This window comes from Chelativorans xinjiangensis (assembly GCF_009812055.1).
Taxonomy (GTDB): Bacteria; Pseudomonadota; Alphaproteobacteria; order Rhizobiales; family Rhizobiaceae; genus Chelativorans; species Chelativorans xinjiangense.
Map to the genome: position 1 here is coordinate 39,878 of NZ_WQNH01000027.1, position 25,839 is coordinate 65,716.

A 25,839-nucleotide genomic window follows, 5' to 3' on the forward strand; every position below is an offset into this window, starting at 1 on the left:
GCCTCCTAGAACGGCAGCACGGTGTCGAGGATCTGCTGCCCGTAGGGGGGCTGCTGCACCTCGGTGAGCCGGCCGCGGCCGCCATAGGAGATGCGCGCCTCGGCAATGCGCTCGTAGGAGATCGTGTTGTAGGGGCCGATGTCGGCGGGGCGCGCGATGCCGGCGATGGTGAGCACCCGAAGCTCGGCATTGACGCGCACTTCCTGGGTGCCGGAGATGCGCAGGTTTCCGTTCGGCAGCTTCTCCGTCACGATCGCCGCCACCACCAGCTTGATGTCCTCCGAACGTTCGGTGGCGCCGGTGCCGGTGGTCGAGGTGCCTGAGCCGATCTCGCCTTCGGCTTCGGCCGCGCCGCTGGCCCTGCCGGTGCCGAAGGAGCCGGCGAGGCCGAGGCTGCGGCTTACCTGGCGCGAGCGCTCCGACTCGTTCTTGAACCGCGCCTTGTCGTTGATGACGATCTCGACGGTCAGGATGTCGCCAACCTCGAGGGCGCGCGGGTCGGTGAACAGGCGGCTCTGGCGGTCGCTCCATAGCGAATAGCGGGTGATGGGCCGTCCCTGCTTTCCGGCATAGTGATAGGCCGGCAGCATCGTCGGCTCCGCGCCGGCGCCGACGGGCGAGAGGGCCGGCGGCCTGCCCAGTTCATCGGTCGAGGCGCAGCCGCCGAGCGCCAGGGCGACGGTGAGGAGCGAAATGCCCACGGTCTTTTTCATGACGGATCCTCAGGACGGGCCGCGCTTGCCATGATGGTGGTCAGGGCGGCGGCGTCCTTGCTGTTCATCTCGTTGAGGATGACGCCCGCCATGCGTGGCTCGAGCTTCATCAGGATGGCCGCCGCGAGCTCCGCCCGCACCTCGGCCAGGCGCTCGGCGGCGGCGTCGGGCCGCATGTTGGAGTAGATCTGGACGAGGTTGCCCTCGGCCCTGGCGAGGAAGGCGTCGCGGCGCGCGAGCCAGGCTTCGTATTCGGCGCGCTTCTCCTCGAGGGCGGCGATGCGCGCGTCGACCTCGCCGCGCAGCCCGTCCAGCTCCCGCGCTTGGAGCGCATAACGCCGGTCGCGCGCGGCATCGGCGATGTTGGTGCAGAAGCGCTCCACCTCGTCCTGGGGTGCGTTCGCCGTATCGGCGGCGCGGGCGCCGGGCACGGACAGGAGAACGGCGGCGAGAGCGGCCAGCGGCAGCCTTGCCCGTCCTGCCGGCAATGCGGGTCTTGCGCAGAAGCTCCTCTTCATCGCTCGCTCCTATTGCAGCACAAGCTCGGCCTGCAGCGCGCCGGCGGATTTGATGCCTTGCAGGATGGCGATGATGCCGTCCGGCTTCACACCGAGCCGGTTGAGGCCGGAGACGAGGGTTTGCAGGTCGGGCCCGTCGAGCAGGGCCACATTGGCGTCGGGCTGATCGGCCTCGATGACGGTGAAAGGCTCGATTTCCGTCTCACCGCGCGAGAAGGGCTCGGGCTGGACGACGCGTGGCATCTCCGTCACCCGCACGGTCAGCGCGCCGTGGCTGATGCCGACGCGGGAGATGCGCACGTCGTTGCCTATGACGACGGTGCCCGTGCGCTCGTCGACGACGACGCGCGCCGGGGCATCGGCCTCCACCATGAGGTTTTCCAGCTCCGCGTAGAAGCGGGCGGCGGAGACGCCCTTCGGCTTGCGGATCACCACGGTTCGCGAGTCCTGCTCGGCGGCGAGGCGGGCGCCGAAGCGCCGGTCGGTGTACGCGTTGATGGTGTCGGTGATGCGTACGGCAGTGGAAAAATCCGGGTTGCGGAGCTGCAGAGTGAGCAGCAGCATTTCATCGAAGGAGGCGGCGACGTGGCGCTCGATGATGGCGCCGTTGGGCACGCGGCCGGCTGTGGGCACGCCTTGGGTCAGCGTCTCGGCCTGGCCCTCGGCGCTGAAGCCGGAGACGACGACCGGACCCTGCGCCACGGCGTAGATATCCCCGTCGGCGGCGCGCAGCGGGGTCATCACCAGCGTGCCGCCGGCCAGCGACGTGGCATCGCCCAGCGAGGAGACCGTGGCATCGATGCGCGCGCCGGACTGCACGAAGGGCGGCAGGTTGGCAGTGACGATGACGGCCGCCACGTTTTTCGCCCGCGCCCTGCCGCCTTCCGTGGCGATGCCAAGGTTCTGCAGCATGGCGCGGATGGACTGCTCGGTGAAGGGCGCGTTGCGCAGGCTGTCGCCGCTGCCGTTGAGGCCGATCACGAGGCCGTAGCCGACGAGCTGGTTGTCGCGCGAGGCTTGAAGCTCGGCCACGTCCTTGATGCGCGAAGCGGCCGCCGCGGGGAAGGCGGCGGCAAAGAGGCCAAGCGCGAGAACGAGGCCGCGCAGCATCATGACGCGCCGACCCTGACGGTGCCGTCGCCCATGACGATACCGGTGATGACGGCGCCGCTGTCGGCGTTGCGCAGCTTGACGAGGTCGCCGGCGGCGCCTGATTGCAGCGATACGGCCAAGAGGGAAATCGTCAGCGCGCCTTCGGTGAAGACCACCGTTACGGCTGCCCCCTGCTCCACCAGATAAGGTTCACGCACGGAGGAGAGCGGCACCAGCCGGCCCGGCAGAAGCGTGCGGCGCGCCACCTTGCCGTCGAGATCCTCGGGCAGGCGGGCGATGGGCGCCATGCTTTTCGGGGGGCGGCGCAGCAATACTTCGTCCAGCGCGTCGGCGGAGACCGTCTCGCTGGGATAGATCACGCGGACGGGGACGACCACCGTCTCCTGGGCAGCGGCAGGGGCGGAAAGGAGCGGCAGGGTCGCAACAAGCCCCGCCAGCCAGACACGCCGTTTGAGAAAGCCGCCGCGCATCATCGCCCTACCGCATCGACTGGGTCACGGTGGCCGCCATCTCGTCGGCCGCGCGGATGACCTTGGAGTTCATCTCGTAGGCGCGCTGGGCGGAGATCAGGTCGGTGATCTCTTTCACCGGGTCGACGTTGGAATCTTCCAGATAGCCCTGCTCGACGGTGGCGAAGCCGGGATCGCCCGGCACGCCGACATTGGCGGGGCCGGAGGCCACGGTCTCGCGGAAGAGATTGTTGCCGATGGGGGCGAGGCCGGCTTCGTTGGAGAAGGCGGCGAGCGTCAGCTGCCCGAGTTCCTGCAGCTCGTTCTGCCCGTCGATGCGGGCGAAGACCTGGCCGGATTTATTGATGATGACGTCCACCGCCTCTTCCGGCACGACGATGGCCGGCATGACGGGGAAGCCGTCGACGGTGACGAGCTCGCCGTTGGCGTTGGTGTTGAAGGCGCCGGCGCGGGTGTAGAGCGGCTCGCCGTCCGCACCGCCGATCTCGAACCAGCCCTTGCCGACCAGCGCCACGTCGAATTTGTTGCCGGTGTTGTTGAGCGATCCCTGGATATGCACGTTGCGCACGGCGGCAGTCTTCACGCCGAGGCCGATATTGGCGCCTTCCGGGACGATGTTCTGGTTCGCCCGCTCCGGCACGCCCTGAAGCCGCTCCACCTGGTAGAGCAGGTCGGAGAACTCGGCGCGGGCGCGCTTGAAGCCGGTGGTGTTGATGTTGGCGATGTTGTTGGCGATGACTTCCAGGTTGGTCTGCTGGGCGTTCATGCCGGTGGCGGCGATGGACAGGGCTTTCATGGGCTTGCTCCTCAGATCGCCATGCGGCTGATGTCGAGATAGGCATTGACGATCTTGTCGCGGATGGCGATGGCCGCCTGCAGTGACTGTTCGGCGCTCATCACCGCGTCGACCACGGCGCGCGTATCGGCCTCGCCCTCGAGCGCCTCGAGCGACAGGTCCTCGGCGTTTTCGAGCCGCGTAACCGTGTTGGTGGCAAGCTGGGTGACCATGGCCGAGAAGGCATCCCCGGTGGCGGCCTCTGCCGTTCTCGTTTCGGGGAAGATCGATTGCGTGCCCGAAAGCGGGGCGATGTTGCCGATGCCGGTGATCATGAGTTGCTCCGCAAGAGGTCGATGGTCATGGAAATCATCTCCCGCGCCTGCTTGATGGTTTGCAGGTTCGCCTCGTAGCCGCGGTTTGCCTCGCGCATGTCGGCCATCTCGACCAGCATGTTCACGTTGGGCATCTTGACGTAGCCGAATTCGTCGGCGGCCTCGTGGCCGGGCTGGAACTCGACCGGGAAGGCCGTCGGATCGCGGGCGATCGCCGAGACCTCGACCATGCTGCCGCCGGTTGCGCGGTCGAGCTCGGCGGAGAAGCTGACGGTCTTGCGCCGGTATGGATCGCCGCCGGGGATGTCGCTGGTCGATTGGGCGTTGGCGAGGTTTTCGGAGACGATGCGCATGCGCTCCGACTGCGCAGTGAGGCCGGAGCCGCCGACTTTCAGGGCGGTGGAAAGGGCGTCGACCATCCCTCTAGCTCCTCGTCGTCATGGTCATCATGCGGTGGAAGGCCTTGACGATCGCCGTGTTGAGTTCGAAAGCGCGGCGAATCTCGCCGGACTTGACGAGTTCCTCCTCCAGCACGACGCTGTTTTCCGACGGCAGGAGCTTCGGGTCTTCCTGCTCGTTGAGAGCGAAGGAGGCCGCGGTGGCGCCGGTCTTCTGGTGTACGGCGTGGGTCGCCTGCATGGCGACGCGGCTGTTGGTGAGCACGTTCTCGAAAGGCTCGACGTCGATGGCCTTGTAGCCGGGCGTGTTGATGTTGGCGATGTTGCCTGCCACCGCCGCCTGACGCACCGACAGCCAGCGCGCCTGCTGCGTGGCCAGATCGAACAGGTTGACGGGTTGCATGGCGACTCCCACGGAATTTGTATCCGAGGCTATGTCGCCAGTCTTGCGTGGGCCTTGCGTCCGTCAACGTGGCGCACCGGCCCGGTTTTCGGGCCGGTGCTCAGGTTCGATAATTGCAGAGTTCTTTATGTCCCGAAAGGGGCACGGCGCTTTAGGCCAGGGCTTACCCGCGATCGAAGCGGATGCTGCAGCCTTTCTTGCGCGCCGCGGCCTCGATCGCTTCCTTCTCGCCCTTTAGCTGGCCAAGCTCGGCGGCGAGATGGTCGTTGCCTTTGGTGAGGAGGAGCACGGGCCAGAAGACGACGACGCCTGCCCCCACGATCCACTTGTCATTCGTGGCGCGTCTATCCTGCGTGCCGGAAAGCTGGGCCGCCTTGGCGGAAACGGCCCTTGCCTCTTCCGCAAGCTGGGCGCAGCTATAGTTCTGGTACTGAGTGGCCGAAACATAATTAGCAGCAATATCTGTCGATTTCGTCGCGCATCCCGCAGCAAGTGCGAGACAGGCAAGAAGCGCAAGGTGGTTCTTCATTAAAATTATTCCAATACGTTACGTTTATAACGTACTCTAAATTGCATAGTATGGTAAGTAAATCAATGGTATATTGGTATTCTCCCTCTTGTCCCTGCGCTTAGCGTGAAAGGGCGATTTCCGCCTTATTGGAAGTAATTAGCATCCAGGTCCCCTCGCGCTCCAGAATTTGCGCCACGTGGCTGCCGTCGGGAAGGGGAGAGCCGCGCTCGACGATCCAGAAGCCGTCCTCGTCCTCGATCATCGCCCGGCCGTTACCCGCCTCGACAAGTCGGAAGCTTTGCCGGTCGCCGGGGTAGGGTTGCTCCGGCGGGTTGTCGTTGTCAAACGCCGGGGTGGCGGGCACCGTGCCGGTGGGGATGAAGTCGAGTTGCGGGAAGCTGTCCACGGATAGAGGGATGCGCTCGCCCACGAGATCGCCTCGCGCCGCCAGACCGGCGGCGTCGAAGCCGCCCGGTCGCCCGGAGAACTGCAGCGGCCTTATGCCGAATGCCTCCTGATTGAAGAAGATGTACCAGGGAAACAGCGCGCAGACGACCGCGAGCCCGATGCCGCAACCGATGGTGAGCCAATCGCGGCCTTCACCGACGGCACCGGAGGGCTTTCGTCGGCCGAAGCGGGCCTTTCCTTTGCTTTTCGTGGGCTGCTCCACCGGCTCTTCCACGGGTGTCGCGTCGGGCAGCACGAGGCCGGCGAGCTTATCCATCACGGGGCGCCTCCCTGGCCTTCAGTTGCGTGGCGAGTTCGGCGAAGGGGTCGGCCGCCGGCGGGTCCTTCGGGCCTTGCCGCAACACATCGTAGATGACGGGCACCTGGCGCACGGCAAGGTCCAGCTCGGCATCGAGGCCGGCCTGGAAGCCGCCCAGAAGCCGGATGTCGCGGGTTTCCTCGAAGCGGGCGATCATGGCCTTCAGGCGCTGGATCAGGAGGCGCTTGTCGTCGCCCCAGGCGCGGTCGGCCAGGCGGGAGATGGAGGCGAGCGGATTGACCGGCGGATAGCGGCCCTGCTCGGCGATCGTCCGGTCGAGCACGATGTGCCCGTCGAGGATGCCGCGCACCGAATCCGCCACCGGGTCGTTGTGGTCGTCGCCGTCGACGAGGACGGAGAGGATGGCGGTGATGGAGCCGCGGCCATCTTCGCCCGGCCCGGCGCGTTCGAGGAGCTTGGGCAGGTCCGTGAAGACGGAGGCGGGGTAGCCGCGTGCGATCGGCGGTTCGCCGGCGCCGGTGGCCACCTCGCGCGCGGCGTGCGCGTAGCGGGTGATGGAATCGAGGATGAGCAGGACTTTTTCGCCGCGGTCGCGGAAGCTTTCGGCCGCGCGCATGGCGGCGTCGCCGGCGCGGCGGCGCATCATGGCGCTTTCATCGCTGGTGGCGACAACGGCGACGGTCTTCCTCATGCCGGCTTCGCCGATGGTGTCTTCCAGGAACTCGCGCACCTCGCGGCCGCGCTCGCCGATCATCGCCACCACCACCGTGTCGAAGGCGTCGGCCCTTGCCAGCATGGCAAGCAGCGTCGACTTTCCGACGCCGGAGCCGGCGAAGATGCCCATGCGCTGGCCATGGCAGAGCGGGGTGAACAGGTCGATGACGCGCACGCCGGTGAGGAAGGGCGTGGCGACGCGCTGGCGGCGCAGCGCTGGCGGCGTGCGCGGCTTCTTGCCGGCTGCCGTGGCGGGCGGGCGGATGAGCGGCGGGCCATCGTCCACCGGACGTCCCAGCGCGTCGATGACGCGGCCGCGCCAGCTTTCGTGCGGGACGATGTCGAGCGGGCCGGCGGTGAAGACCGGCTGGCCGAGGCTCGCCTCGGCGTTTCGCTCGAAGGGTGCCACCAGGACGTCCTCGGCGGAGATGCGCACGACCTCGCCGCGTTGCTCGGCGCCGTGGCCGCGGTAGGCGACGACATCGCCCAGGCGCGCCGCCCGCGACAGGCCGCGCACCCGGTAGTGCACGGGGGTGACCTCGGAGATGCGGCCGCCATGCTTGACGATGTGGCTCGGGTCGTGGAAGCGCAGATAAGCGGATTCCAGGGCCGTCAGGGCGTCGCCGCCCGTGCGCTCGGCACCGCTGCCCATCAGGAGCCCATCGTCTTGATGGCGTCCTTCAACGAGGTGTCGCTGTCGCGCATCAGCGTGGTGACCTGCTCGAAGGCGCGCTGCACCTGGATCAGGCGCATCATCTCCTGAACGGCATTGACGTTGGAGTCCTCAAGGAAGCCTTGCGCCACACCGACATCCGGCTGGTCGACCACCGGCTGCGGCTGCATGCCGGGCAGGAAGCCGGAGTTGCCGTAGCGCTGGGCGTTGGGGCCGGGCGTGAAGGCGAAGAGGCCGATGGCGCCGAGAAGCTGGCCGTTCTGGCGCAGCGTGCCGTCGGCGCCGGCCTCGGGCGGGCCGGCCTCAGGGTCGAGCACCAGCGGCGCGCCGCCGGCATCGAGCACGGGGTGGCCTTCCAGCGTGACGAGCTCGCCCGTCTCGAGCATGGTGAAGCGGCCGTCGCGCGTCATCATCGGTCCGGCCGGCGTCTCGACGGCGAACCAGGCGTCGCCCTGCACGGCGAAGTCGAAAGGGTTGCCGGTCTCCTGAAGGCCGCCGGCGCGCGTGTCGTAAAAGTCGTCGCCGGCGGAGACGAAACTTACCGACTTGTCAGTGAGGCCGCTCATCACGTCGTCGAAGGTGATGCCGCCGGCGCGGAAGCCGACGGTGCCGGCGTTGGCGACATTGTCGGCGAGCGTGGTGAGCCGCCGCTCCAGCGCCATCTGAGAGGACAGGGCGACGTAGAGTCCGGTCTGCACGGTCTATTTCCTCATCTGGGCAATGGTCAGGAGGACGTCGGTAGAGATGCCGAATTCGGCTGGCTGGGTGAACAGCGCGGCGATGGAGCTTTGCGCGTTGTTGCTCTGGTTTTCGACTTCCCAGAGCGCGGTGAAGCGCTTGAGAAACTCATCGAGCTTCTCGGGGTCCTTGAAGTCTTCGAGGTCGATCCGGGCCTTGAACATCTCCACCTGCTTGTCGATGTCGGCCTGGGCAAGCTCGTCGGGAAAGCCGAGCGCGGTGCGCACGACCTGCGACATGGCGGGGTCGGCCAGCACCTCGTAGAAGGATTTCAGGCTGCCCGCCTTGCGCTCGAAGTAGAGCGCCAGGCGCACACCTTCGTTCCGCGCGCCGGCGTCCTCCTCGAGCGATTGGCGCAGGTATTTGTCGACGGTGCCGGTCGTGGGGCTATAGAAGGTGGTCGTCTCCTCGCCGTAGCGGGCGAAGTTGAAGGTTTCCACGAAGTCCTTGTAGCGCTTGTCGGTCAGCTTGTTGGCAAAGCTGTCCTTGTCGTCGACGCCCTCTTCCATGGCCTTGACCATCAGGGCCTTGGCATAGGCCATGTCGTCCAGCCCGTGCGCCTTCATGGCGTAGCGGAAGAGGCGATCGTCGGCGACGAACTCCTCGATCGATTTCACGTTCTCGATATTGGCACGGTAGTACTCCGTCTCGCGGCTCACAATCGGCTGCGCCTCGATGCGGCTGATGGACTGCGCCATGTCACGCGTTATCAGCTGATAGCTCGTGTAGGTGTTGATCACGCCCGACTCCTGCAACTTCGTAGGGTGACGCTAGCGAGCTTGGCTTGTGCGAAGCTTTCTTCGGGCCGTTCGACCCCTTTCAAGCCTCACGCAAGCCACGGCGGCTACTTCGGGGGAGTTGTTCTTCATACGAAGGTCGTGACGTGGGCATTCTCATCGGACTGGTTGTCACCTTTGGCTGCGTGATCGGCGGGTTCATGGCCATGGGCGGGCACCTGGACGTGCTCATACAGCCGTGGGAACTGGTGATCATCGGCGGCGCGGCGCTCGGCACCTTCCTCGTTGCCACGCCGATGGCGACGGTGAAGGACACGGGCAAGGCGTGCCTCGAGGCGTTCAGGCACGCCGTGCCGAAGCAGACGGAATATCTGGAGACGCTCGGCGTGCTCCACAGCCTGATGCGCGAACTGCGCGCCAAATCGCGCAGCGAGGTGGAAGCCCACATCGACAACCCGGACGAATCGGCGATCTTCCAGGCCTTCCCCACGGTGCTGAAGAACCGGGATCTGATGAACTTCATCTGCGATTATTGCCGCATCATCATCATCGGCAATGCGCGGCCCTTCGAGATCGAGGCGCTGATGGACGAGGAGATCCAGACCATCAAGCGCGACAAGCTGAAGCCTTATCACGCGCTGACGGCCGTGGCCGACGGCCTGCCGGCGCTCGGTATCGTCGCGGCGGTGCTCGGCGTCATCAAGGCCATGGGCGCGCTCGACCAGTCGCCGGAGATCCTCGGTGCGCTGGTGGGCGCGGCGCTCGTCGGTACTTTCCTCGGCATCTTCCTGTCCTACGCCGTCGTCGGCCCCATCGCCACGAAGATCAAGATCGTGCGCGAGAAGAACAACCGGCTTTACGTGATCGTCAAGCAGACATTGCTTGCCTACATGAACGGCTCGCTGCCGCAGGTGGCGCTGGAGTTCGGACGCAAGACCATCTCCGCCTACGACCGCCCGTCCATCGACGCGGTCGAGCAGAACACGCTGGCGCCGGGTGCGCCGGGCGATGCGGAGAAGAAGGCGGCGTGAGCGAAATGAAGGCGCAGGTCGAAAATCCGGAGCTGATGCGCAAGCTCATCGTCGAGCGGCTGGTCGGCGAGACGGGCGACCCGCGCCATGTGGTCGAGGCGGCGCGTGCCACGGCGATGCGGGCGTTGCCCATCGTGGCCGATACATTCAGCGAAAAGTTTCCCACGCCGATGGCGGTCGACGTTGCGGGCATCGACGTTGCCCGCATGGCCGAACTGAAGCCGGAGAAGGATTCGCTCGACGCGCTGGTGGTGGTTCCCGCGACGACGTCGCGCGATGCGCTGACCATGCGGCTCGACCCGCAGGCGCTTTCGCTGCTCGTCAGCACGCTGTTCGGCGGCGATCCGGACATTCCGCCGCCGCCGCTCGACAGGGTGCCGTCGAAGATCGAGCTCGACGTGGCGGCGATGGTCTTCGAGGCGTTCGCGCAGGCCCTCAACGGCAATGGGCCGCGGGCGCTGGGCCTGCGCCTGCCGGTGCCGCAGCCGCTTTCCGGCGTGAGCGACTTCAAGCGCTTCGTCGTTCGCGACGGGCCCGGCGTGCGCATCACCTTTTCCCTCGGCGCGGGCGACGAGGTGGGGCTTCTGACCGCCTGGATGCCGCAGCGCGTCCTCCTGGCGCGGGGTGCCGCCCTTCCGGACTCGGCCGAGGAGCGGGTACAGGCGGTCGCATGGCGGCAACGCTTCAACGACGAGGTCCTGCGCTCCAATGTCGAGCTGACGGCGACCATCCCGCTCATGAAGATGCCGCTCAAGGCGCTGGCGGGGCTCAGGGAGGGGCAGGTGCTCGAACTGCGTGAGAACGCGCAGGCCGAGACCCGGCTTTCGGTGCGCGGCCGCACGATCTTCATCTGCGAGTTCGGGAGGCTGGGGCAGCATTACACGGTACGGGTGAAGCAGCCCTTCGATGCCAGGCAGGACGTCCTGGACGGGCTATTGGCCGGCTAATCAGGAGGGACCGATGGGCAAGAGCGATCCGGCGACCGACGAGAGCGACGACGAGCAACTCAACAAGGCGATCGAGGAGTTGCGCGACGTGCTGCAGGACGAGGCCGCCCCCGGGGCAGCCACCGGCAATGCCGGCTTCGTCATGAACATCCCCGTCGAAGTGCAGATCGTGCTCGGCAGCGCGGAGATGCCGGTTTCCGAACTGATGGCCTTGCAGAAGGGCTCCACGGTCTCGCTCGACCGGCGCATCGGCGAGCCGGTGGACATCATCGTCAACGGCCGGCGCATCGCGCGCGGCGAGATAACCCTCCTGGAGCACGATCCGAGCCGCTTCGGCGTGCGCCTGACCGAGATCGGCGGCGCGGCGGGTAAATGAAGGGTTCCGTTCCTCCCCCTCCGGCTACGATCGGAGGCAGTCGATGGGGTTGCCGGTGAAGCTCACGCAGGCACAGAAGGCGGCGGCCATCCTCGTCGCCATGGGCAAGCCCTCGGCAGGAAGGCTCCTGAAGTTCTTCAAGCAGGAGGAGTTGAAGGCGCTGATCGAGGCCGCGAGGCTCCTGCGCACCATACCGCAGGCCGAGCTGGAAAAGGTGGTGCGGGAATTCGAGAACGAGTTCACCGAGGGGGCAGGCCTGCTCGATTCGGCCGACAGCATGGACAGGATCCTGACGGACTCGCTGTCGCCGGAGGAAGTCAGCGTGCTGATGGGATACAGCGAGCCGCCGCCCGTCAGCATGGAGGAGGTCTGGCGCGAGCTGGAAAAGCTCGACGCGGACCGCCTGGCACAGGTGCTGGCGCGCGAGCACCCGCAAACCGTGGCGGTCATCCTCGCGCATATGGCGCCACAGGCCGCCTCGAAGGTGGTGCTCGTCCTCAAGAAGGCGCAGCGCGGCGAGGTGATGCGGCGCATGGCTTCAATGGGGCAGGTTCCGCCCGCCGCACGCACCGTCATCGAAAAGCGCATCGCCGAAATCCTGCGTGCGGAGGCCAACGGCAGGGACGCCTCCGCCGGCCAGGCACGGGTAGCAAGCGTCCTCAACGAGATGGACAAGGCGCAGATCGACGAGGTCATCGGCGATCTGGAGGAGGCGGGCTCCGAGGATGTCGAGGCGATCCGCGGGCGGCTCTTCACCTTCGAGGAGGTGGTTCACCTGCCGCAGAAGGCGCAGGTGGCGCTGTTGGACGGGCTGGCCACGGATCTCGTCACGCTCGCCCTGCGCAATGCGCCGACGGACCTCGCCGAGGCGGTTCTTTCAGCGCTCGGCGCCCGTTCGCGCCGCATGATCGAGGCCGAACTCGCCATGCCGGCGGACGGCATACCGGCCGAGGAGATCGCCCAGGCGCGCCGCCGTATCGCCGCCGCCGCCGTGGCGCTTTCCCAACAGGGCCTGTTCGAGCTGCCGTCGGCACAGAAGGCGGCGTAGCGGGCCGGAGCGGGAATGGCTGAAGAGCCGGACAAGGAAAGCAAGACAGAAGAGGCCACGGAGAAGAAGGTCCGCGACTCGGTCGAGAAGGGGCAATTGCCGTTCTCGAAGGAGGCGCCGGTCTTCGCCTCGTCTCTCGCCATCCTTGCCTTCGTCATGTTTTTCGCCCGCGACAGCGCCGTGGATCTCGGCCACTTTCTTTCCATCTTCATCGAGCGGGCGGACGACTGGTCGCTCGAGACGCAATCGGACGCGATCGCCCTTTATCGCATCGTCTTCCTGGAGATCGCAAAGGTGGTCAGCACGGTCATGCTGCTCCTGGTGTCGGCCGGGATCGCGGCTTCCGTGCTGCAGAACATGCCGCGGTTCGTGCTCGAACGCATACAGCCGAAAGCCTCGCGCATCTCGCTCGCCAAGGGGTGGTCGCGCCTCTTCGGTCCGCGCGGGCTGGTCGAGTTCGCCAAGTCGCTGGGCAAGCTTCTGGTGGCGGGCACCTTTGTCGCCTTCATGCTGCGCGCGGCCGACACGCGGCTGCTCTCCGGCATGGTCACCCATCCATTTGCCTTCACGGTCACCATCCGCGACATCGCCATCGACATCCTCGTCGCCGTGACGCTGGTCATGGCGCTGATCGCGGTGGCGGACGTCGTCTGGTCGCGCTTCAACTGGCGGCAGGACCTGCGCATGACGCGCCAGGAGGTGAAGGACGAGCACAAGCAGACGGAAGGCGATCCGATCGTCAGGGCCAGGCAGCGCTCGCTGGCGCGCGACCGGGCACGGCAGCGCATGATGGGGGCGGTGCCGCGCGCCACGCTGGTGATCGCCAACCCGACGCACTACGCCATCGCCATGCGTTACCAACGCGACAAGGACGCCGCCCCCGTGGTCGTCGCCAAGGGGCAGGATCTCATCGCGCTCAAGATCCGCGAGATCGCGCGCGAGCACGACATTCCCATCTTCGAGGAGCCGGCGCTCGCCCGCTCCATGTACAAACAAGTTTCGGTGGATAGCATGATCCCGCCTGAGTTTTACAAGGCTGTGGCCGAGCTTGTGCGCCGCGTCTACAGGCTGGCAGAGGGAGAGAGAAGGGCGACATGAGATGAACCGGCAGCCGCATTCCGCCGCCCGCGAGATCGTCGTGGCAAACGCCATCCAGGACGTTGCCAACGAACTGAGGCTTATCGAATTGGCCGACTACGTGGCCTTCATCCGCCTGGAGAGCATGGCGAGCATTGCCGATATCGTGGAATCGGCGGCCGAGCTCTACTTCATGCCGGGCACGCTCAGGCTCGGCCATGGCTGCGAGGCGCATGTCGGTTGGACGGAGACGCCGCGTATCGCGCTCGATCTGGAATTGCGGCCGGAGGGGGCGACGGTCTATTTCACCCTGTCGCTGAGCGCACTGCAGGCGGCCGTGGAGGTAAGCTATGTGGCGTTCGACCGGCCTTCGGACGATCCGGAGGACAATTCCGCCTTCCTGGAAGCCGCGCTCGCCAAGGCGCGCATTCGCAGGACACTGCCGAGCTGCGTCTGACATTGCAGTTGTAAGTTGGAAATCAAGAAGGGGGCGCGAGGGGTGCGGCGGTGAATCGCAACTGTAAAGCTAAGCTATCGTCCGCATCAGGTGAAAGGCTTGCGCGCCCCATTCGAGGCCGGCCTCGTGTAAGGTGCGCAGCGGCCGCGGGCGGGGCGGGGTGACGGGTAGGGGCAGGTCTGCCTCCGGGAGCGCGCCGAGAATGTGCTGCGCCAGGACTTGGCCAAAGACCGTGCCGGGGGCGATGCCGCGGCCGTTGTAGCCACTGAAGCCAACGATATTGGGCGCCAGGCGGTGGAATTTTGGCAGGTGGTCATCTGTCATGCCGATCATGCCGTACCAGGCGTGGCTGAAGGAGACATCTTCCAGTGCGGGGAAGAGCCGGCGCAGGGTGCGCCGCGCCCATGCGGCATGCACCTGGCGCCCGGTGCCGCGAAGCGCGCCGATGCTGCCGCAGACGAGCCGGCCCTGGCGGTCCATCCGGAACGAGGTCAGTATCTTGTTCGTGTCCCAGGCGCCTTGGCGCCCGGGCAGGATGCGCTTTCGCAGCGCCTCGCCGAGGGGCTCCGTGGCGAAATTGAAATAGGGCATGCGGACGAGCTCGGCGCGCAGCTCCGGCCACAGGTGGCCGGTATAGGCGTTGGTGGCCGCCACCACCCACTCGGCCGTCACGCTGCCCGAAGGTGTCGTGACACGCCAGCGCGCGCCGTCGCGTTCGACCGCCATGGCTGGCGAGCGGGTGAAGATTTGAGCGCCGGCGCCGATTGCCGCGCCCGCCAGGCCGCGGGCATAAGCGAGGGGCTGGAGGGTGCCTGCACGCTCATCGAGCAGGGCGCCGGCATAGGCGGCGGTGCCGGTCTTGGCGGCGGTTTCTGCCGCGTCGAGCAGGCGGACGGGCGCGCCGCGCGCCTGCCATTGCCGGGCGCGCTCCGCGATCTGGCGGAGGCCCTTTTCGCCCGCCGCGCAGTGCAGGGTGCCTGTCCACTCCGGCTCGCAGGCGATGGCGTGCTTCTCGATGAGGTCGAAGACGAGGCGCGGGGCCTCGCCCAGGAGGGCGAGGAGCCGTTGGCCGTAGACATCTCCGAGCGTGCTCGGCAGGTCGTCCGGCATGACCCACATGCCGGCGTTGACGAGGCCTACATTGCGGCCCGAGCCGCCATGACCGATTTCCGATGCCTCCAGGACCGCCACCTTCGCCCCGGCTTCTGCCAGGTGCAGCGCGACGGAAAGGCCGGTGAAACCGCCGCCGACGATGGCAACGTCGGCAGTGAGGGAGCCGGAGAGAGGGGCGGTTTCAGGCGCGGGCGGGGCGGTCTCGGCCCACAGGCCCTGACCGTCGGCATCGTCATGCATCGTAGATAAGCTCATGGCTCGACAGAATTCCGCCGGAGATTTCGCACGCGGCGAGGGAAATGCCAATGGACACTTACGGGCGGCCTTCTTCGCTCTCCCTCTTCCGCCCAGGCGGTGTTGGCCGGCTCGGCGAGGGTATTGTTACCGCAAATTTACTCCGACGATACGGATCTCATCTCACGCCTTCTGTTCTGTGCGGGGAAGGAAGAGTGTTCTGTGCAGGGAAGGAAGAATGCCGATTACCGTAAACATACCCCATCGCAACTGAACGAATCACCTGCGTCTTTCCTACGACAGGGGCGAGCGCGCTGCGCCCGACGTGTTCTTTACGTCTGCCGTAGTTCTCCAAAGCCGAAAAGGCAAAGGTAGGGAAAGGCGTAATGTCAAACGGTACCGATTGCACTTCGTTAGCTTTCCGCAACCGGCCGCTGCCGGTTCGCGGATTGCGGCGGATGCTTGCGGCCATGTTCGTTTACTGCCGATCGATTCACCCAAGCCTTCCCTGTGACTGAACGGAGCGGGGCAGCCGGTTTATGCGCATGGAGCGCACAAACCGCCGCAAGAAATCATGAAATCAGCGGTGGCGTCTGGAGACAGGAAATGACGAGAGATACGCAAAGTCGGGCGACAGATTCCGGTAAACTCGACGGGGCATGGCGCAAGGGCGGGAAGGCTTTCGCGTTTATGCTCGCAAGCGTCCTGTTCATGGGCGCCCATATGGACGTAGCGCAGGCGGTTCAGCGCAGCTTTCTCAACCTTGGGTTTGAGGAGCCGGCGATGAATCCCAATCTTGCTAACAACGGCGATCCAACCTGCGAATCGATCGTGATCCCGGCGGAAAGCGGGTTGGTGCCCGGGTGGAAGACGACTCATGCGACGATGACGGATGGGGGGCATGTCAGGCGGTGCAGCTTGATGAGCGGACAGAACTACTCGGATACGGGCAATATGATCGATATCTGGTACACCGGAAGGGTCAACGGGATACCTTCGTACGCGGGAAACCAACTTGCGGAACTGAACGCGCTGGACGTATCGCGCATATATCAGTCCGTCTGCCTGCTGCCGAATGACGAGATCGGGTGGTACTTCAGCCATCGTGCGCGCACGAGCACCGGGGATACGGCGGTCTTCAGGATCAACGATTCCAACGGCGCCCTGCTGTGGGATATCGCGGAGGTCACGACCGACACCAACGGCAACGGCAACGTCGATGCCTGTTCCCACGGCAACTGTGCCCCCGCTGCAAAGGTGAACACCTGGTCCTACTACGAGGGCAACTTCACATGGACACAGCCCGCGGGGGAATACCAGTTCGGTTTCGAGGCGCTGGGGAACGGCGGCGGCCAGTTGGACTACGGCAATCTCATCGATGAAATCAATATTTCCGGCCTCGTTCCCTTCGTCGAACTGGAGCAGGCGAGCGGTGAGGGCGAGGAGGGCACGGCAAGTCCGGGGAACATCCTCGTCAGCGGCGAAGTCAAGCCTGGTGAAACACTCACCGTGACCCTCGCGGTCACCGACGGGACGGCAACCGGACCTGCCGACTACAGCGGCGGGCCGACGGTCACGATCTCGATCCCCGAAGGCACATACGACGCGGAGCCCTTCGCGATCCCCGTGTCGATCCTCACGGACCAGGAAAAGGAAAACAGGGAACAGTTCACCATCGAAGTGGTGGAGAACGAAGCCGCCTACATAATATCCAGCACCCGCCAATGCGGTGGCGCCGGCATCGACTCCATGACCTACACGATCTTGGATGCGCATATGGAGATCACGAAAGCCGCGGTATACCAGGACACAAACGGGGACGGTTTTGCGAGCGACGGCGACACAATCCAGTACACCTTCACGGTGACGAACACGGGGGATGTGGACCTTACCAATGTAACGGTCACGGACCCGACGGTGCCTGTCACCGGCGGTCCGATCGCGATGCTTGCGGCGGGGGCGTCGGACAGCATCACCTTCACGGCGGCCCCTTACACCATCACCCAGGCGGACGTGGACAACGGCTCCGTAGAGAACCAGGCGACAGTGACGGGGACAGCTCCAGGAGGGCAGGACGTCACCGACATGTCCAGCGATCCGAACAATCCGGATGGCGGCCCGGACGGCCCGACGGTGACCGAGCTGGAGCAGGAGCCGGCTCTCGAGCTAATCAAGACGGGGACGTTCAACGACGACGGTGCCGGCGCCGCGAGCGGAAATGGCTTTGCGGAGCCTGGGGAGACGATCAGCTACACGTTCACGCTTACGAACAACGGCAACGTGCCGATCACGGACCTCACACTGACGGATGATTTTATCACGGCGAATGGCGGGCAAATAACGGGCGGGCCGATCACCAGGCTGGATCCGAAGGGCACGGACAGCACCACCTTCACGGCCACCTATACGATCACGGAGAATGATATTGCGGCGGGGGGTGTTACGAACCTTGCGACGGCAACGGGCAAGGACCCGTCGGGCCAGGATGTGACGGCGCAGTCGCATGACGGCAGCGGGACGCCGGGGACGGGAACCTTTACGGAATTGAAGCAGGGCGCGCCGGCTCTCGATCTTCTCAAGAAGGGGGCGTTCCAGGACGAGTTGGTTCCCAACGGCTATGCCGAAGCGGGCGAGACCATCACCTATACCTTCACGCTGGAGAACAAGGGCGATGTGAAGATAAGTGGGATCGTGGTGACGGACCCGAGGATCGCGTTGCCGCCCATGACGCCGGTGGACCTGGAGAAGGGGGGCACGCACGAGTTCACATTCGACTACACGATCACGGACGCGGATATCGACGCCGGCGGGTTCAAGAACACGGCCGTGGCGACGGGCACGGACACGTCGGGCAAGGATGTGACGGCGACCTCGCACGATGAGAACGGGAACGCGGGGACAGAGGTCGTGCTGGAGAGGGGCTCTTCGGCCTATACCGTGGTCAAGTCAAGCGGCGCCTTCCAGGACGCGAACGGCAACGGCTATGCCGACGAGGGGGAGACCATCACCTACACCTTCAAGGCCATGAACCTTGGCGATGTGGTGCTGAGCGATGTCGGCGTGGAGGACGCCAGGATCGGCTATGTCTCGGAGAAAGCGACGCTGCAGCCGAAGGGCACGGCGGGCGACACGCATGAGTTTACCTTCGACTATGCGATCAAGAAGGACGATCTGGAGGAGGCCATGATCGAGAACGTCGCCGTGGCGACGGCAACGGACCCGACAGGCAAGAAGATCCCGCAGAAGTCGCATCCCGAGGGCAAGCCGCCGGGCACGCCGACGGTGACGGATATTCCCTATGGGGATAGCGACTTCATCAAGACATCCGTCGGCGTGGTGGACCACAACGGCGACGGGGTGACGGGGAATGCGGGCGACCGCATCAACTACGCCTTTACGATCATAAACATGGGCAACGTGGCGATCGAGGACTTCGCGATCGATGATCCCGGGGCGGTGATCGAGGGCACGCTTGCCGCGCCGATCCCGGTCGGCGGCCAGGACGAGACGAGCTTCACGGGCTATCACGTGATCACGCAGGAGGAGATCGACGCGGGCTCCTTCACCAACCTTGCCGAGGGGACGGGGACGACGACGGGAGGCGGGACGTTCACCAAGACGTCGCGCAACGACAAGGAGGGCAGCAAGGAGGGTGACGCGACCGAAACGCCGTTGGAGGCGACGCCGGGTATCGAGACCGAGTTGGTGTGCACGCCCAAGGACACGAACGGCACCGGCATCATCGATGCCGGCGACAAGCTCCAGTGCGAAGTCATCGTCACCAACAAAGGCAATGTGACGCTGAACGATGTGACGGTCGCCGGGGTGAAAGCACCCGAGGTGCCGGGAGCGACGACGCCCGTGGCCGATGTTGCAGGCGAGCCGATCCCCGTGCTCAAGCCGGGGGAAACCAACAAGACGAGCTTCACCGTCGAGTATGAGCTGACCCAGGAGGATCTGGATGCCGGCGGGGTGCTGTTGCAGGTGGAGGGGGTCGGCACGCCGCCGCCCAAGGCGGACGGCAGCCCGGCGGACCCTGTGACGGACCTTTCGGACGACCCGGCCAACACGGCCGACGAGGATTTGGACGGCGACGGCACTCCCGACGATCCGGCCCATGTCCGGCTGCCGGAAGCGGTGAAGCTGAAGGTGACGGACAAGGAAACCGTCATGCCCAAGGGCTTTCCCAAGGCCGGCGATGTGATCGAGTACAAGGTGACCATCGACAATGTGGGCAATGTGACGGCCAAGGACGTGAAGCCGAAGGATCCCGGCCCGACCTTCGCCGGCCAGCGTGGGACCGGCACCCTGTCGGCCTTCGAGCCGGCCTCGGTGGCCGCGCTGCAGCCGGCCGACGCCCCGGCGATCTTCACCGCCTTCTATACGCTCTCCGCCGAGGACGTGGCGCGTTCGGCCGGCCAGCCGGAGGGGGTCCAGAACACCGCCAGCGCCGAGGGCGGCTCGGCGCGCAGCGGCAAGCCGATCGACAATGTGGAGCCGGCCACGACCAAGGCGGAGCTGCCGAGCTTCGGGCTTACCAAGGAATCGCGGCTTTCGCAGGCGCGGCGGGGCGAACGGGTGCCCTACACCATCACCATGATGCCGGTGGGCATCGAGGACGACACCCAGTCCGTCACGCTGATCGACACCATGCCTCCCGGCTTCACCTATGTCGAGGGCTCGGCGATGATCGACGGCGTGGCGGTGAAGCCCGAGCAGCGTGGCCGCGAGCTCGTCTTCGAGAACGTGCCCTACACGGTCGATACGGAGGAGATCGTCGTGGAACTGAGCCTCGCCGTCTCGGCCGCCCTCAAGCCCGGCGAATATGCCAACCAGGCGAAGGTGATCGTGGACGGTGTCGAGGGGCAGGTGATCTCCCCCATCGCCAAGGCAGTGATCGAGGTGGTGCCCGAACCGGTCTTCGACTGCGGCGATCTGATCGGCAGGGTGTTCGACGACATCAACCGCAACGGCTACCAGGACGTGGGCGAGCCGGGGCTGGCGGACGCCAGGGTGGCGACGGTGGACGGGCTTCTCGTCACCACCGACGCCCACGGCCGCTTCCACGTGGCCTGCGCCGATATGCCGGACGCGCGCATCGGCTCGACCTACCTGATGAAGCTCGATCCGCGCACGCTGCCGACCGGCTACCGCATCGTCAGCGAGAACCCGCGCACGGTGCGGCTGACGGCGGGCAAGGCCTCGCGCCTCAACTTCGCCGCCGCACTCAGCCGCGTCGTGCGCGTCGACCTGAACGATGCTGCCTTCGAGCCGGGCATGCTGGAATTGAAACCCGAGTGGCAGGTGAAGCTGCCGCAGCTCATCGCCCTGCTGGAACCCGAGGAATCGGTGCTGCGCCTCGCCTATGTCGACGCCGGCGCCGACCGCAAGCTCGCCGCCAACCGCATGAAGCACATCCGCCGCGCCATCGACGGCATGTGGAAGGAAAAGCCCGGCCGATACCGGCTCGAGATCGAGACCAAGATCGAGCTGAGCAAATAGATAGGGCCCGAGCGGCGGCGTGTATGGCCGCCGCTCACGGTAAACATACCCGTTAGCAAACTGACGTAAGCGTTCTGCCTTTCCTATAGTGCCGCTGATCTTTTGCTCGCGCCTCGAAGCGCAGCTCCACCGTACGCGTCCCCGTACATGCGTCAGCCCGACAACCCTCGTCACGAAGCAAGGGAGTTCTTCCTTATGCCCAACATATCAATCCGCCGATTTCTCCGTGGCACGCAGGAGCATGAGAGACGGAATCTGCCTGGCTTCTGGAACATAGGCCGGGCAAGGCCACGCGCGGCGGGCATCATCCGCCGCCTTCGCTCCTGGCTTGGATCGGCCTGGCGCATGGAGAAGCTTTCGCGCGCGCTGCCCGCCATCATGCTTCTGGTGCTGTCGGCCCTTAGCACAACGCCCGCCGCCGCCCAGAACGTTCCGCCGACCTCGCCATGTGTAGTGGGCGAGGCAACGACACCTGCCGGTTGGTACATAATTGAAGAGACTCCGGATTGCTCCGACACCGAGAATTGGGGTGTAGGCCCCACCCCGTGGGACAATGGGTCTCTTCCTCCGCTTCCGACTGGAGAACCGACTTTCGCCACCATGATCATAAATACGCTTCCAAGCACCGGGACTACCCGTGAGGCCATCGGAACAAACATCACTGGCCTTGTCGTGGGGCGACAATACCAAATCTCATTCTTCGCAATGGGTGCGGCGGCGACATATGTCAGCGGAAACTTAAGAATTCCGTATCCGGCGTGTCCCCAATTGCAGGTTGGAGTTTCTGGCAATGCACAAAGCTTCGACATTCCCAACGAAAGCTGGGGCTTTCATTCCTATTCCTTTACGGCAACGGCCGAAACCGAAGAGCTCATTGTCCGGGCCTGGGGCGAAGGCGAGGATTATTGCCTCACCAACTTCGCGTTCGGCCTCAGCGCTCTGAAAACGGTCAAGACGGCGTCGACCGGCGCGACCAACGCGGGCGATACCGTCACCTTCACCATCGAAGTCGAGAATACCGGCGTCGAGCAATTGACGAATATCGGGGTGGACGACAACCTGCTCGAGCGGGAGGACGGCACGCCGCTGCAATTGACCTCCGGCCCTACCTGGGTCTCCAACAGCGGCTCCTCCCCGCAGGGAACGCTCCAGCGTCAGGAGAAGGCGACCTTCACTGCGACATATGTTCTGACGCAGGAAGATGTCGACGCGGGCCTCATCCGGAACCAGGCCACAGCCGTGGGAACGCACTCCACCGCTGGCGAGTTCTTCGCCCCCTCGCGGCCAGGCCCGGTGGACCCCGAGGGTCCGACCGAGGTGCCGATCCCCCCAAATCCGGCCATCGATGTGCTCAAGCAAGGCACGTTGAGTGACGATGGGACGACCATCACCTACACCTTCACGGTCAGCAACATCGGCAACGTGACGGTTAGCGGGATTACCGTCACGGACCCCCTCTTTACGGTGCAGGGCGGGCCTATCACTCTGGCGCCGGACGCAACGGACAGCACCACTTTCACGGGGACCTACACGGTCACCGCGAACGATCTGGCGGCGGGCCAGGTGGAGAACGTCGCCACGGCGGCGGGCACTGACCCGAGCGGCGCTCCGGTGACAGCGCAGTCGCATGACGAAGGGCAGACGCCGGGCACGCCGACGGTGACGGAGCTGAAGAAGAATGCCGCCGTCGACCTCACCAAGACAGGCGCGTTCAACGACGAGAACGGCAACGGCTTCGCCGAGCCTGGCGAGACGATCGGCTACACCTTCACGGTGAGGAACACCGGTGATGTGGCCCTCACCAATGTGACGGTCACCGATCCGAAGGTAAGCGTCACGGGAGGGCCGCTCGCCACGCTTGCGGCGGGGGCGACGGACAGCACCACCTTCACGGCGACCTACACGCTCACCGCGGACGATCTGGCGGCGGGCCAGGTGGAGAACACGGCCACGGTGACGGGCACTGACCCGGGCGGCGCGCCGGTGACGGCGCAGTCGCATGACGAAGGGCAGACGCCAGGCACGCCGACGGTGACGGAGGTGGAGCAGGGCACGTCCGGCCTCGACCTCACCAAGACAGGCGCGTTCAACGACGAGAACGGCAACGGTTTTGCGGAGGCGGGCGAGACAATCGGCTACACCTTCACAGTCAGGAACATGGGCGATGTGGACCTGACCAATGTGACAATCACCGATCCGAAGGTCAGCGTCACGGGCGGGCCGCTCGCCACGCTTGCGGCGGGGGCGACGGACAGCACCACCTTCACGGCGACCTACACGGTCACCGCGGACGATCTGGCGGCGGGCCAGGTGGAGAACGTCGCCACGGCGACCGGCACCGACCCGAGCGGCGAGCCGGTGACGGCGCAGTCGCATGACGAAGGGCAGACGCCAGGCACGCCGACGGTGACGGAGGTGGAGCAGGGCGCGTCCACCTTCGACCTCACCAAGACAGGCACGCTCAACGACGCGAACGGCAACGGCTATGCCGAGCCTGGCGAGACGATCGGCTATACCTTCACGGTCAGGAACACCGGCGATGTGGACCTGACCAATGTGACGGTCACCGATCCGAAGGTCAGCGTCACGGGCGGGCCGCTCGCCACGCTTGCGGCGGGGGCGACGGACAGCACCACCTTCACGGCGACCTACACGCTCACGGCCGAGGATCTCGCAAACAGCACGTACGAGAACACGGCCACGGCGACGGGCACCGACCCGGGCGGCGCGCCGGTGACGGCGCAGTCGCATGACGAAGGGCAGACGCCGGGCACGCCGACGGTGACGGATACTCCCTTGGGGGACGGCGACTTCATCAAGACGTCGGTGGGCGTGGCGGACCACAATGGCGACGGTGTGGTGGGGAACGCGGGCGACCGCATCGATTACGCCTTCACGATCGTCAACATGGGCAACGTGGCGATCGAGACCTTCACGATCAGCGATCCCGGGGCTGTGATCGAGGGCACGCTCGCCGCGCCGATCCCGGTCGGCGGGCGGGACGATACGAGCTTCACGGGCTACCACGTGATCGCGCAGGAGGAGATCGACGCCGGCGTGTTCAAGAACCTCGCCACGGGGACGGCGACGACGCCGGGGGGCGGGACGTTCACCAAGGAATCGCGCACGGAGCAAGGCGTCGAAGGTGACGAGACGGAAACGCCGCTGGAAGCGACGCCGCAGATCAAGACCGAGTTGGTGTGCACGCCCAAAGACACGAACGGCAGCGGCATCATCGATGCGGGCGACAAGGTCCTCTGCGAGGTCATCGTCACCAACACGGGCAACGTGACGCTGACCGATGTGACGGTCGACGGGGTGCAAGCGCCCGCGGTGCCGGGAGCGACGACACCTGTGGCCGAGGTTGCAGGCGGGCCGATCCCCGTGCTCAAGCCGGGGGAGTCCAACAAGACGAGCTTCACCGTCGAGTATGCGCTGACCCAGGAGGATCTGGATGCCGGCGGGGTTCTGTTGCAGGTCGAGGGGACGGGCACGCCGCCGGTCAAGGCGGACGGCAGCACGGCGGAGCCGGTGACGGACCTTTCGGACGACCCGGTCAACACGGCCGACAAGGATCTGAACGGCGACGGCACCCCTGACGATCCGTCCCATGTGGCGTTGCCGGAAGCGGTGAAGCTGAAGGTAACCGAAAAACAGACCATTATGCCGGATAGCTTCGCCAGGGCCGGCGACGTGATCGAGTATCGCGTGACCATCGACAATGTAGGCAATATCACCGCCAAGGACGTGAAGCCGAACGATCCCGGCCCGACCTTCGGCGGCAAGCGCGGCACGAGCGCGCTGTCGGCCTTCACTCTGGAGGACGGTGGGCCGGTTCCGGTGGCCGAGTTGAAGCCGGCCGACGCACCGGTGACATTCATCGCCACCTATGTGTTGAGCGCCGAGGACGTGAAGAACGCGCTTTTGCAATCGGGCGAAACCGAGAACACGGCCTCCGCCGAGGGCGCTTCCGCGCGCAGCGGAAAGCCGATCGACGACGTCGAGCCGGCCACCTCCCTGGCGGAGCTGCCGAGCTTCGGCCTCGACAAGGCATCCCGCCTTGCCGAAGTGCGGCGCGGCGAAACGGTGCCTTACGCCCTCACGCTGAAGCCACGGAGTCTAGAGAAGGGCAGTGAGGAGCCGATCACGGTGATCGATACCACGCCGCCAGGCTTCGCCTACCTGAAGGGCACAGCGGCCATCGGCGGCAGGTCGGTCGAACCGGAAATACGCGGCCGCGATCTGGTGTTTGTGAATGTGCCTTACACGGCCGACATGGAGGAGATCGTCATCAGCTACCGGCTTGGCGTGTCGGGAGCGGCAAGCCCCGGTAAATATGTCAATCGCGCGCGGGTGGTGCTTGCCGATGGCACGGCAGTCTCCGCGATCGCCTCGGCGGAGGTGGAGGTGGTGACCGAGCCTGTCTTCGACTGCGGCGACTTGATCGGCCGCGTGTTTGATGATCTCAACCGCAACGGCTACCAGGACGTGGGTGAGCCGGGGCTTGGCGGCGTGCGGGTGGCAACGGTGGACGGGCTGCTTGTGACCACCGACGCGCACGGCCGCTTCCACGTGGCCTGCGCCGACATGCCGAAGGACCGCATCGGCTCGACCTTCATCATGAAGCTCGACCCGCGCACGCTGCCGACGGGCTATCGGCTGATCAGCGAGAACCCACGCACCGTGCGGCTGACGGCGGGTAAGGCCTCGCGCCTCAACTTCGCCGCTACCGTGAACCGCGTCATCCGCCTCGACCTGAACGATGCCGCCTTCGAGCCGGAAACGCTGGAGTTGAGGCCCGAATGGCAGGTCAGGCTGCCGCAGATCATCGCCCTGCTCGAACCCGAGGTCTCCGTCCTGCGCCTTGCCTATGTCGATGCGAGGGCCGACCGCAAGCTCGTCGCCAACCGCATGAGGCACATCCGCCGCGCCATCGGCGGCATGTGGAAGGAAAGGCCGCGCCGATACCGGCTCGAGATCGAAACCAGGATCGAGACGCGCGAGTAAGGGCGTCAGCCCTTCCGCGCTGCTTCCCCGCCTTCGGCTTCGACAGCGCCCCGCCGCTTGCGCGGGGCGCTTTTTTGCCGCCCATTTCCGGACGGTAAACCGGTTTCCACTTCTCCTGGAATTGCCCCAAGCAACCTCGGCCTCCCCGCTTTCCCTTGCCGAGCGCAAGCGGTTGGAAAAGTGCCGACTACCGTAAGCCTACCCCATCGCAACTGAACGAAT

Annotated in this window: 22 protein-coding genes; 8 read left to right on the forward strand and 14 right to left on the reverse strand. The window is 65.7% G+C overall.

Going from position 1 to position 25,839, the window contains the following annotated elements; translation table 11 throughout:
* Positions 1-5: 5 nt before the first annotated feature.
* The 13 genes from flgH to GM910_RS16560 form a co-directional block, all read right to left on the reverse strand.
* A complete protein-coding gene (gene flgH, locus GM910_RS16500; protein WP_159589141.1) occupies positions 6-713 on the reverse strand; it encodes a flagellar basal body L-ring protein FlgH in 708 nt (235 codons plus the stop codon).
* The gene (locus tag GM910_RS16505; RefSeq protein ID WP_159589143.1) at positions 710-1,231 is read right to left on the reverse strand and encodes a MotE family protein; all 522 of its coding nucleotides are present in this window, start codon (positions 1,229-1,231) and stop codon (positions 710-712) included. Before GM910_RS16505 ends, flgH begins: the two co-directional genes overlap by 4 nt.
* A 9-nt stretch (positions 1,232-1,240) precedes the next feature.
* Positions 1,241-2,341 carry a flagellar basal body P-ring protein FlgI gene (locus GM910_RS16510; protein WP_246226192.1) on the reverse strand — a complete coding sequence of 367 codons (1,101 nt, stop codon included), beginning with the start codon at positions 2,339-2,341 and terminating at the stop codon, positions 1,241-1,243.
* On the reverse strand, positions 2,341-2,814 hold the full coding sequence (gene flgA / locus GM910_RS16515; RefSeq protein ID WP_159589147.1) for a flagellar basal body P-ring formation chaperone FlgA: 474 nt from the start codon (positions 2,812-2,814) through the stop codon (positions 2,341-2,343). The genes GM910_RS16510 and flgA overlap by 1 nt, the downstream gene beginning before the upstream one ends.
* Before the next feature lie 7 nt (positions 2,815-2,821).
* Entirely contained in the window at positions 2,822-3,610 is a 789-nt protein-coding gene (gene flgG / locus GM910_RS16520) for a flagellar basal-body rod protein FlgG (protein ID WP_159589149.1), read from the reverse strand.
* An 11-nt stretch (positions 3,611-3,621) separates the two neighbouring features.
* A complete protein-coding gene (fliE, locus tag GM910_RS16525) occupies positions 3,622-3,924 on the reverse strand; it encodes a flagellar hook-basal body complex protein FliE (protein ID WP_159589151.1) in 303 nt (100 codons plus the stop codon).
* Positions 3,921-4,343 (reverse strand): flagellar basal body rod protein FlgC, encoded by a 423-nt coding sequence (flgC, locus tag GM910_RS16530; protein WP_159589153.1) that lies wholly within the window; start codon positions 4,341-4,343, stop codon positions 3,921-3,923. The genes fliE and flgC overlap by 4 nt, the downstream gene beginning before the upstream one ends.
* A 4-nt stretch (positions 4,344-4,347) precedes the next feature.
* Complete coding sequence (gene flgB / locus GM910_RS16535; RefSeq protein WP_159589155.1) at positions 4,348-4,725, reverse strand: flagellar basal body rod protein FlgB; 378 nt, start codon at positions 4,723-4,725, stop codon at positions 4,348-4,350.
* A gap of 163 nt (positions 4,726-4,888) precedes the next feature.
* Positions 4,889-5,254, reverse strand: coding sequence for a hypothetical protein (locus tag GM910_RS16540; protein WP_159589157.1), 366 nt, complete (start codon positions 5,252-5,254; stop codon positions 4,889-4,891).
* A gap of 100 nt (positions 5,255-5,354) precedes the next feature.
* Positions 5,355-5,960: a hypothetical protein gene (locus GM910_RS16545; protein ID WP_246226191.1), complete on the reverse strand. Its 606-nt coding sequence runs from the start codon at positions 5,958-5,960 to the stop codon at positions 5,355-5,357.
* Positions 5,953-7,329: a flagellar protein export ATPase FliI gene (fliI, locus tag GM910_RS16550; protein ID WP_159589161.1), complete on the reverse strand. Its 1,377-nt coding sequence runs from the start codon at positions 7,327-7,329 to the stop codon at positions 5,953-5,955. The genes GM910_RS16545 and fliI overlap by 8 nt, the downstream gene beginning before the upstream one ends.
* A complete protein-coding gene (gene flgF, locus GM910_RS16555) occupies positions 7,329-8,048 on the reverse strand; it encodes a flagellar basal-body rod protein FlgF (RefSeq protein ID WP_159589163.1) in 720 nt (239 codons plus the stop codon). Before flgF ends, fliI begins: the two co-directional genes overlap by 1 nt.
* A 3-nt stretch (positions 8,049-8,051) precedes the next feature.
* Positions 8,052-8,828 (reverse strand): DUF1217 domain-containing protein, encoded by a 777-nt coding sequence (locus GM910_RS16560; protein WP_159589165.1) that lies wholly within the window; start codon positions 8,826-8,828, stop codon positions 8,052-8,054.
* A 143-nt stretch (positions 8,829-8,971) separates the two neighbouring features.
* Between GM910_RS16560 and motA the strand changes: the two genes are divergently transcribed.
* From motA to GM910_RS16590, 6 genes are read left to right on the forward strand one after another with little or no spacing between them, the layout of a single operon-like run.
* The gene (gene motA, locus GM910_RS16565; protein ID WP_159589167.1) at positions 8,972-9,856 is read left to right on the forward strand and encodes a flagellar motor stator protein MotA; all 885 of its coding nucleotides are present in this window, start codon (positions 8,972-8,974) and stop codon (positions 9,854-9,856) included.
* Positions 9,857-9,861: 5 nt separating this feature from the next.
* The gene (locus tag GM910_RS16570; RefSeq protein ID WP_159589188.1) at positions 9,862-10,803 is read left to right on the forward strand and encodes a FliM/FliN family flagellar motor C-terminal domain-containing protein; all 942 of its coding nucleotides are present in this window, start codon (positions 9,862-9,864) and stop codon (positions 10,801-10,803) included.
* Positions 10,804-10,816: 13 nt separating this feature from the next.
* Positions 10,817-11,179 (forward strand): flagellar motor switch protein FliN, encoded by a 363-nt coding sequence (gene fliN / locus GM910_RS16575; RefSeq protein WP_159589169.1) that lies wholly within the window; start codon positions 10,817-10,819, stop codon positions 11,177-11,179.
* 43 nt (positions 11,180-11,222) lie between these two features.
* Positions 11,223-12,227, forward strand: a complete 1,005-nt coding sequence (locus GM910_RS16580; protein WP_159589171.1) for a flagellar motor switch protein FliG — start codon at positions 11,223-11,225, stop codon at positions 12,225-12,227.
* A gap of 15 nt (positions 12,228-12,242) precedes the next feature.
* Entirely contained in the window at positions 12,243-13,325 is a 1,083-nt protein-coding gene (gene flhB / locus GM910_RS16585) for a flagellar biosynthesis protein FlhB (RefSeq protein ID WP_159589173.1), read from the forward strand.
* A gap of 1 nt (position 13,326) precedes the next feature.
* Positions 13,327-13,761, forward strand: a complete 435-nt coding sequence (locus GM910_RS16590; RefSeq protein ID WP_159589175.1) for a hypothetical protein — start codon at positions 13,327-13,329, stop codon at positions 13,759-13,761.
* Between the two features lie 69 nt (positions 13,762-13,830).
* On the opposite strand, the gene GM910_RS16595 is transcribed toward GM910_RS16590, so the two are convergent.
* Positions 13,831-15,114, reverse strand: coding sequence for an NAD(P)/FAD-dependent oxidoreductase (locus GM910_RS16595; RefSeq protein ID WP_159589190.1), 1,284 nt, complete (start codon positions 15,112-15,114; stop codon positions 13,831-13,833).
* 915 nt (positions 15,115-16,029) lie between these two features.
* On the opposite strand from GM910_RS16595, the gene GM910_RS16600 reads away from it, so the two are divergent.
* Entirely contained in the window at positions 16,030-20,610 is a 4,581-nt protein-coding gene (locus GM910_RS16600; RefSeq protein WP_159589177.1) for a DUF7507 domain-containing protein, read from the forward strand.
* A gap of 768 nt (positions 20,611-21,378) precedes the next feature.
* Positions 21,379-25,617: a DUF7507 domain-containing protein gene (locus tag GM910_RS16605; RefSeq protein WP_159589179.1), complete on the forward strand. Its 4,239-nt coding sequence runs from the start codon at positions 21,379-21,381 to the stop codon at positions 25,615-25,617.
* Positions 25,618-25,839 lie beyond the last annotated feature (222 nt).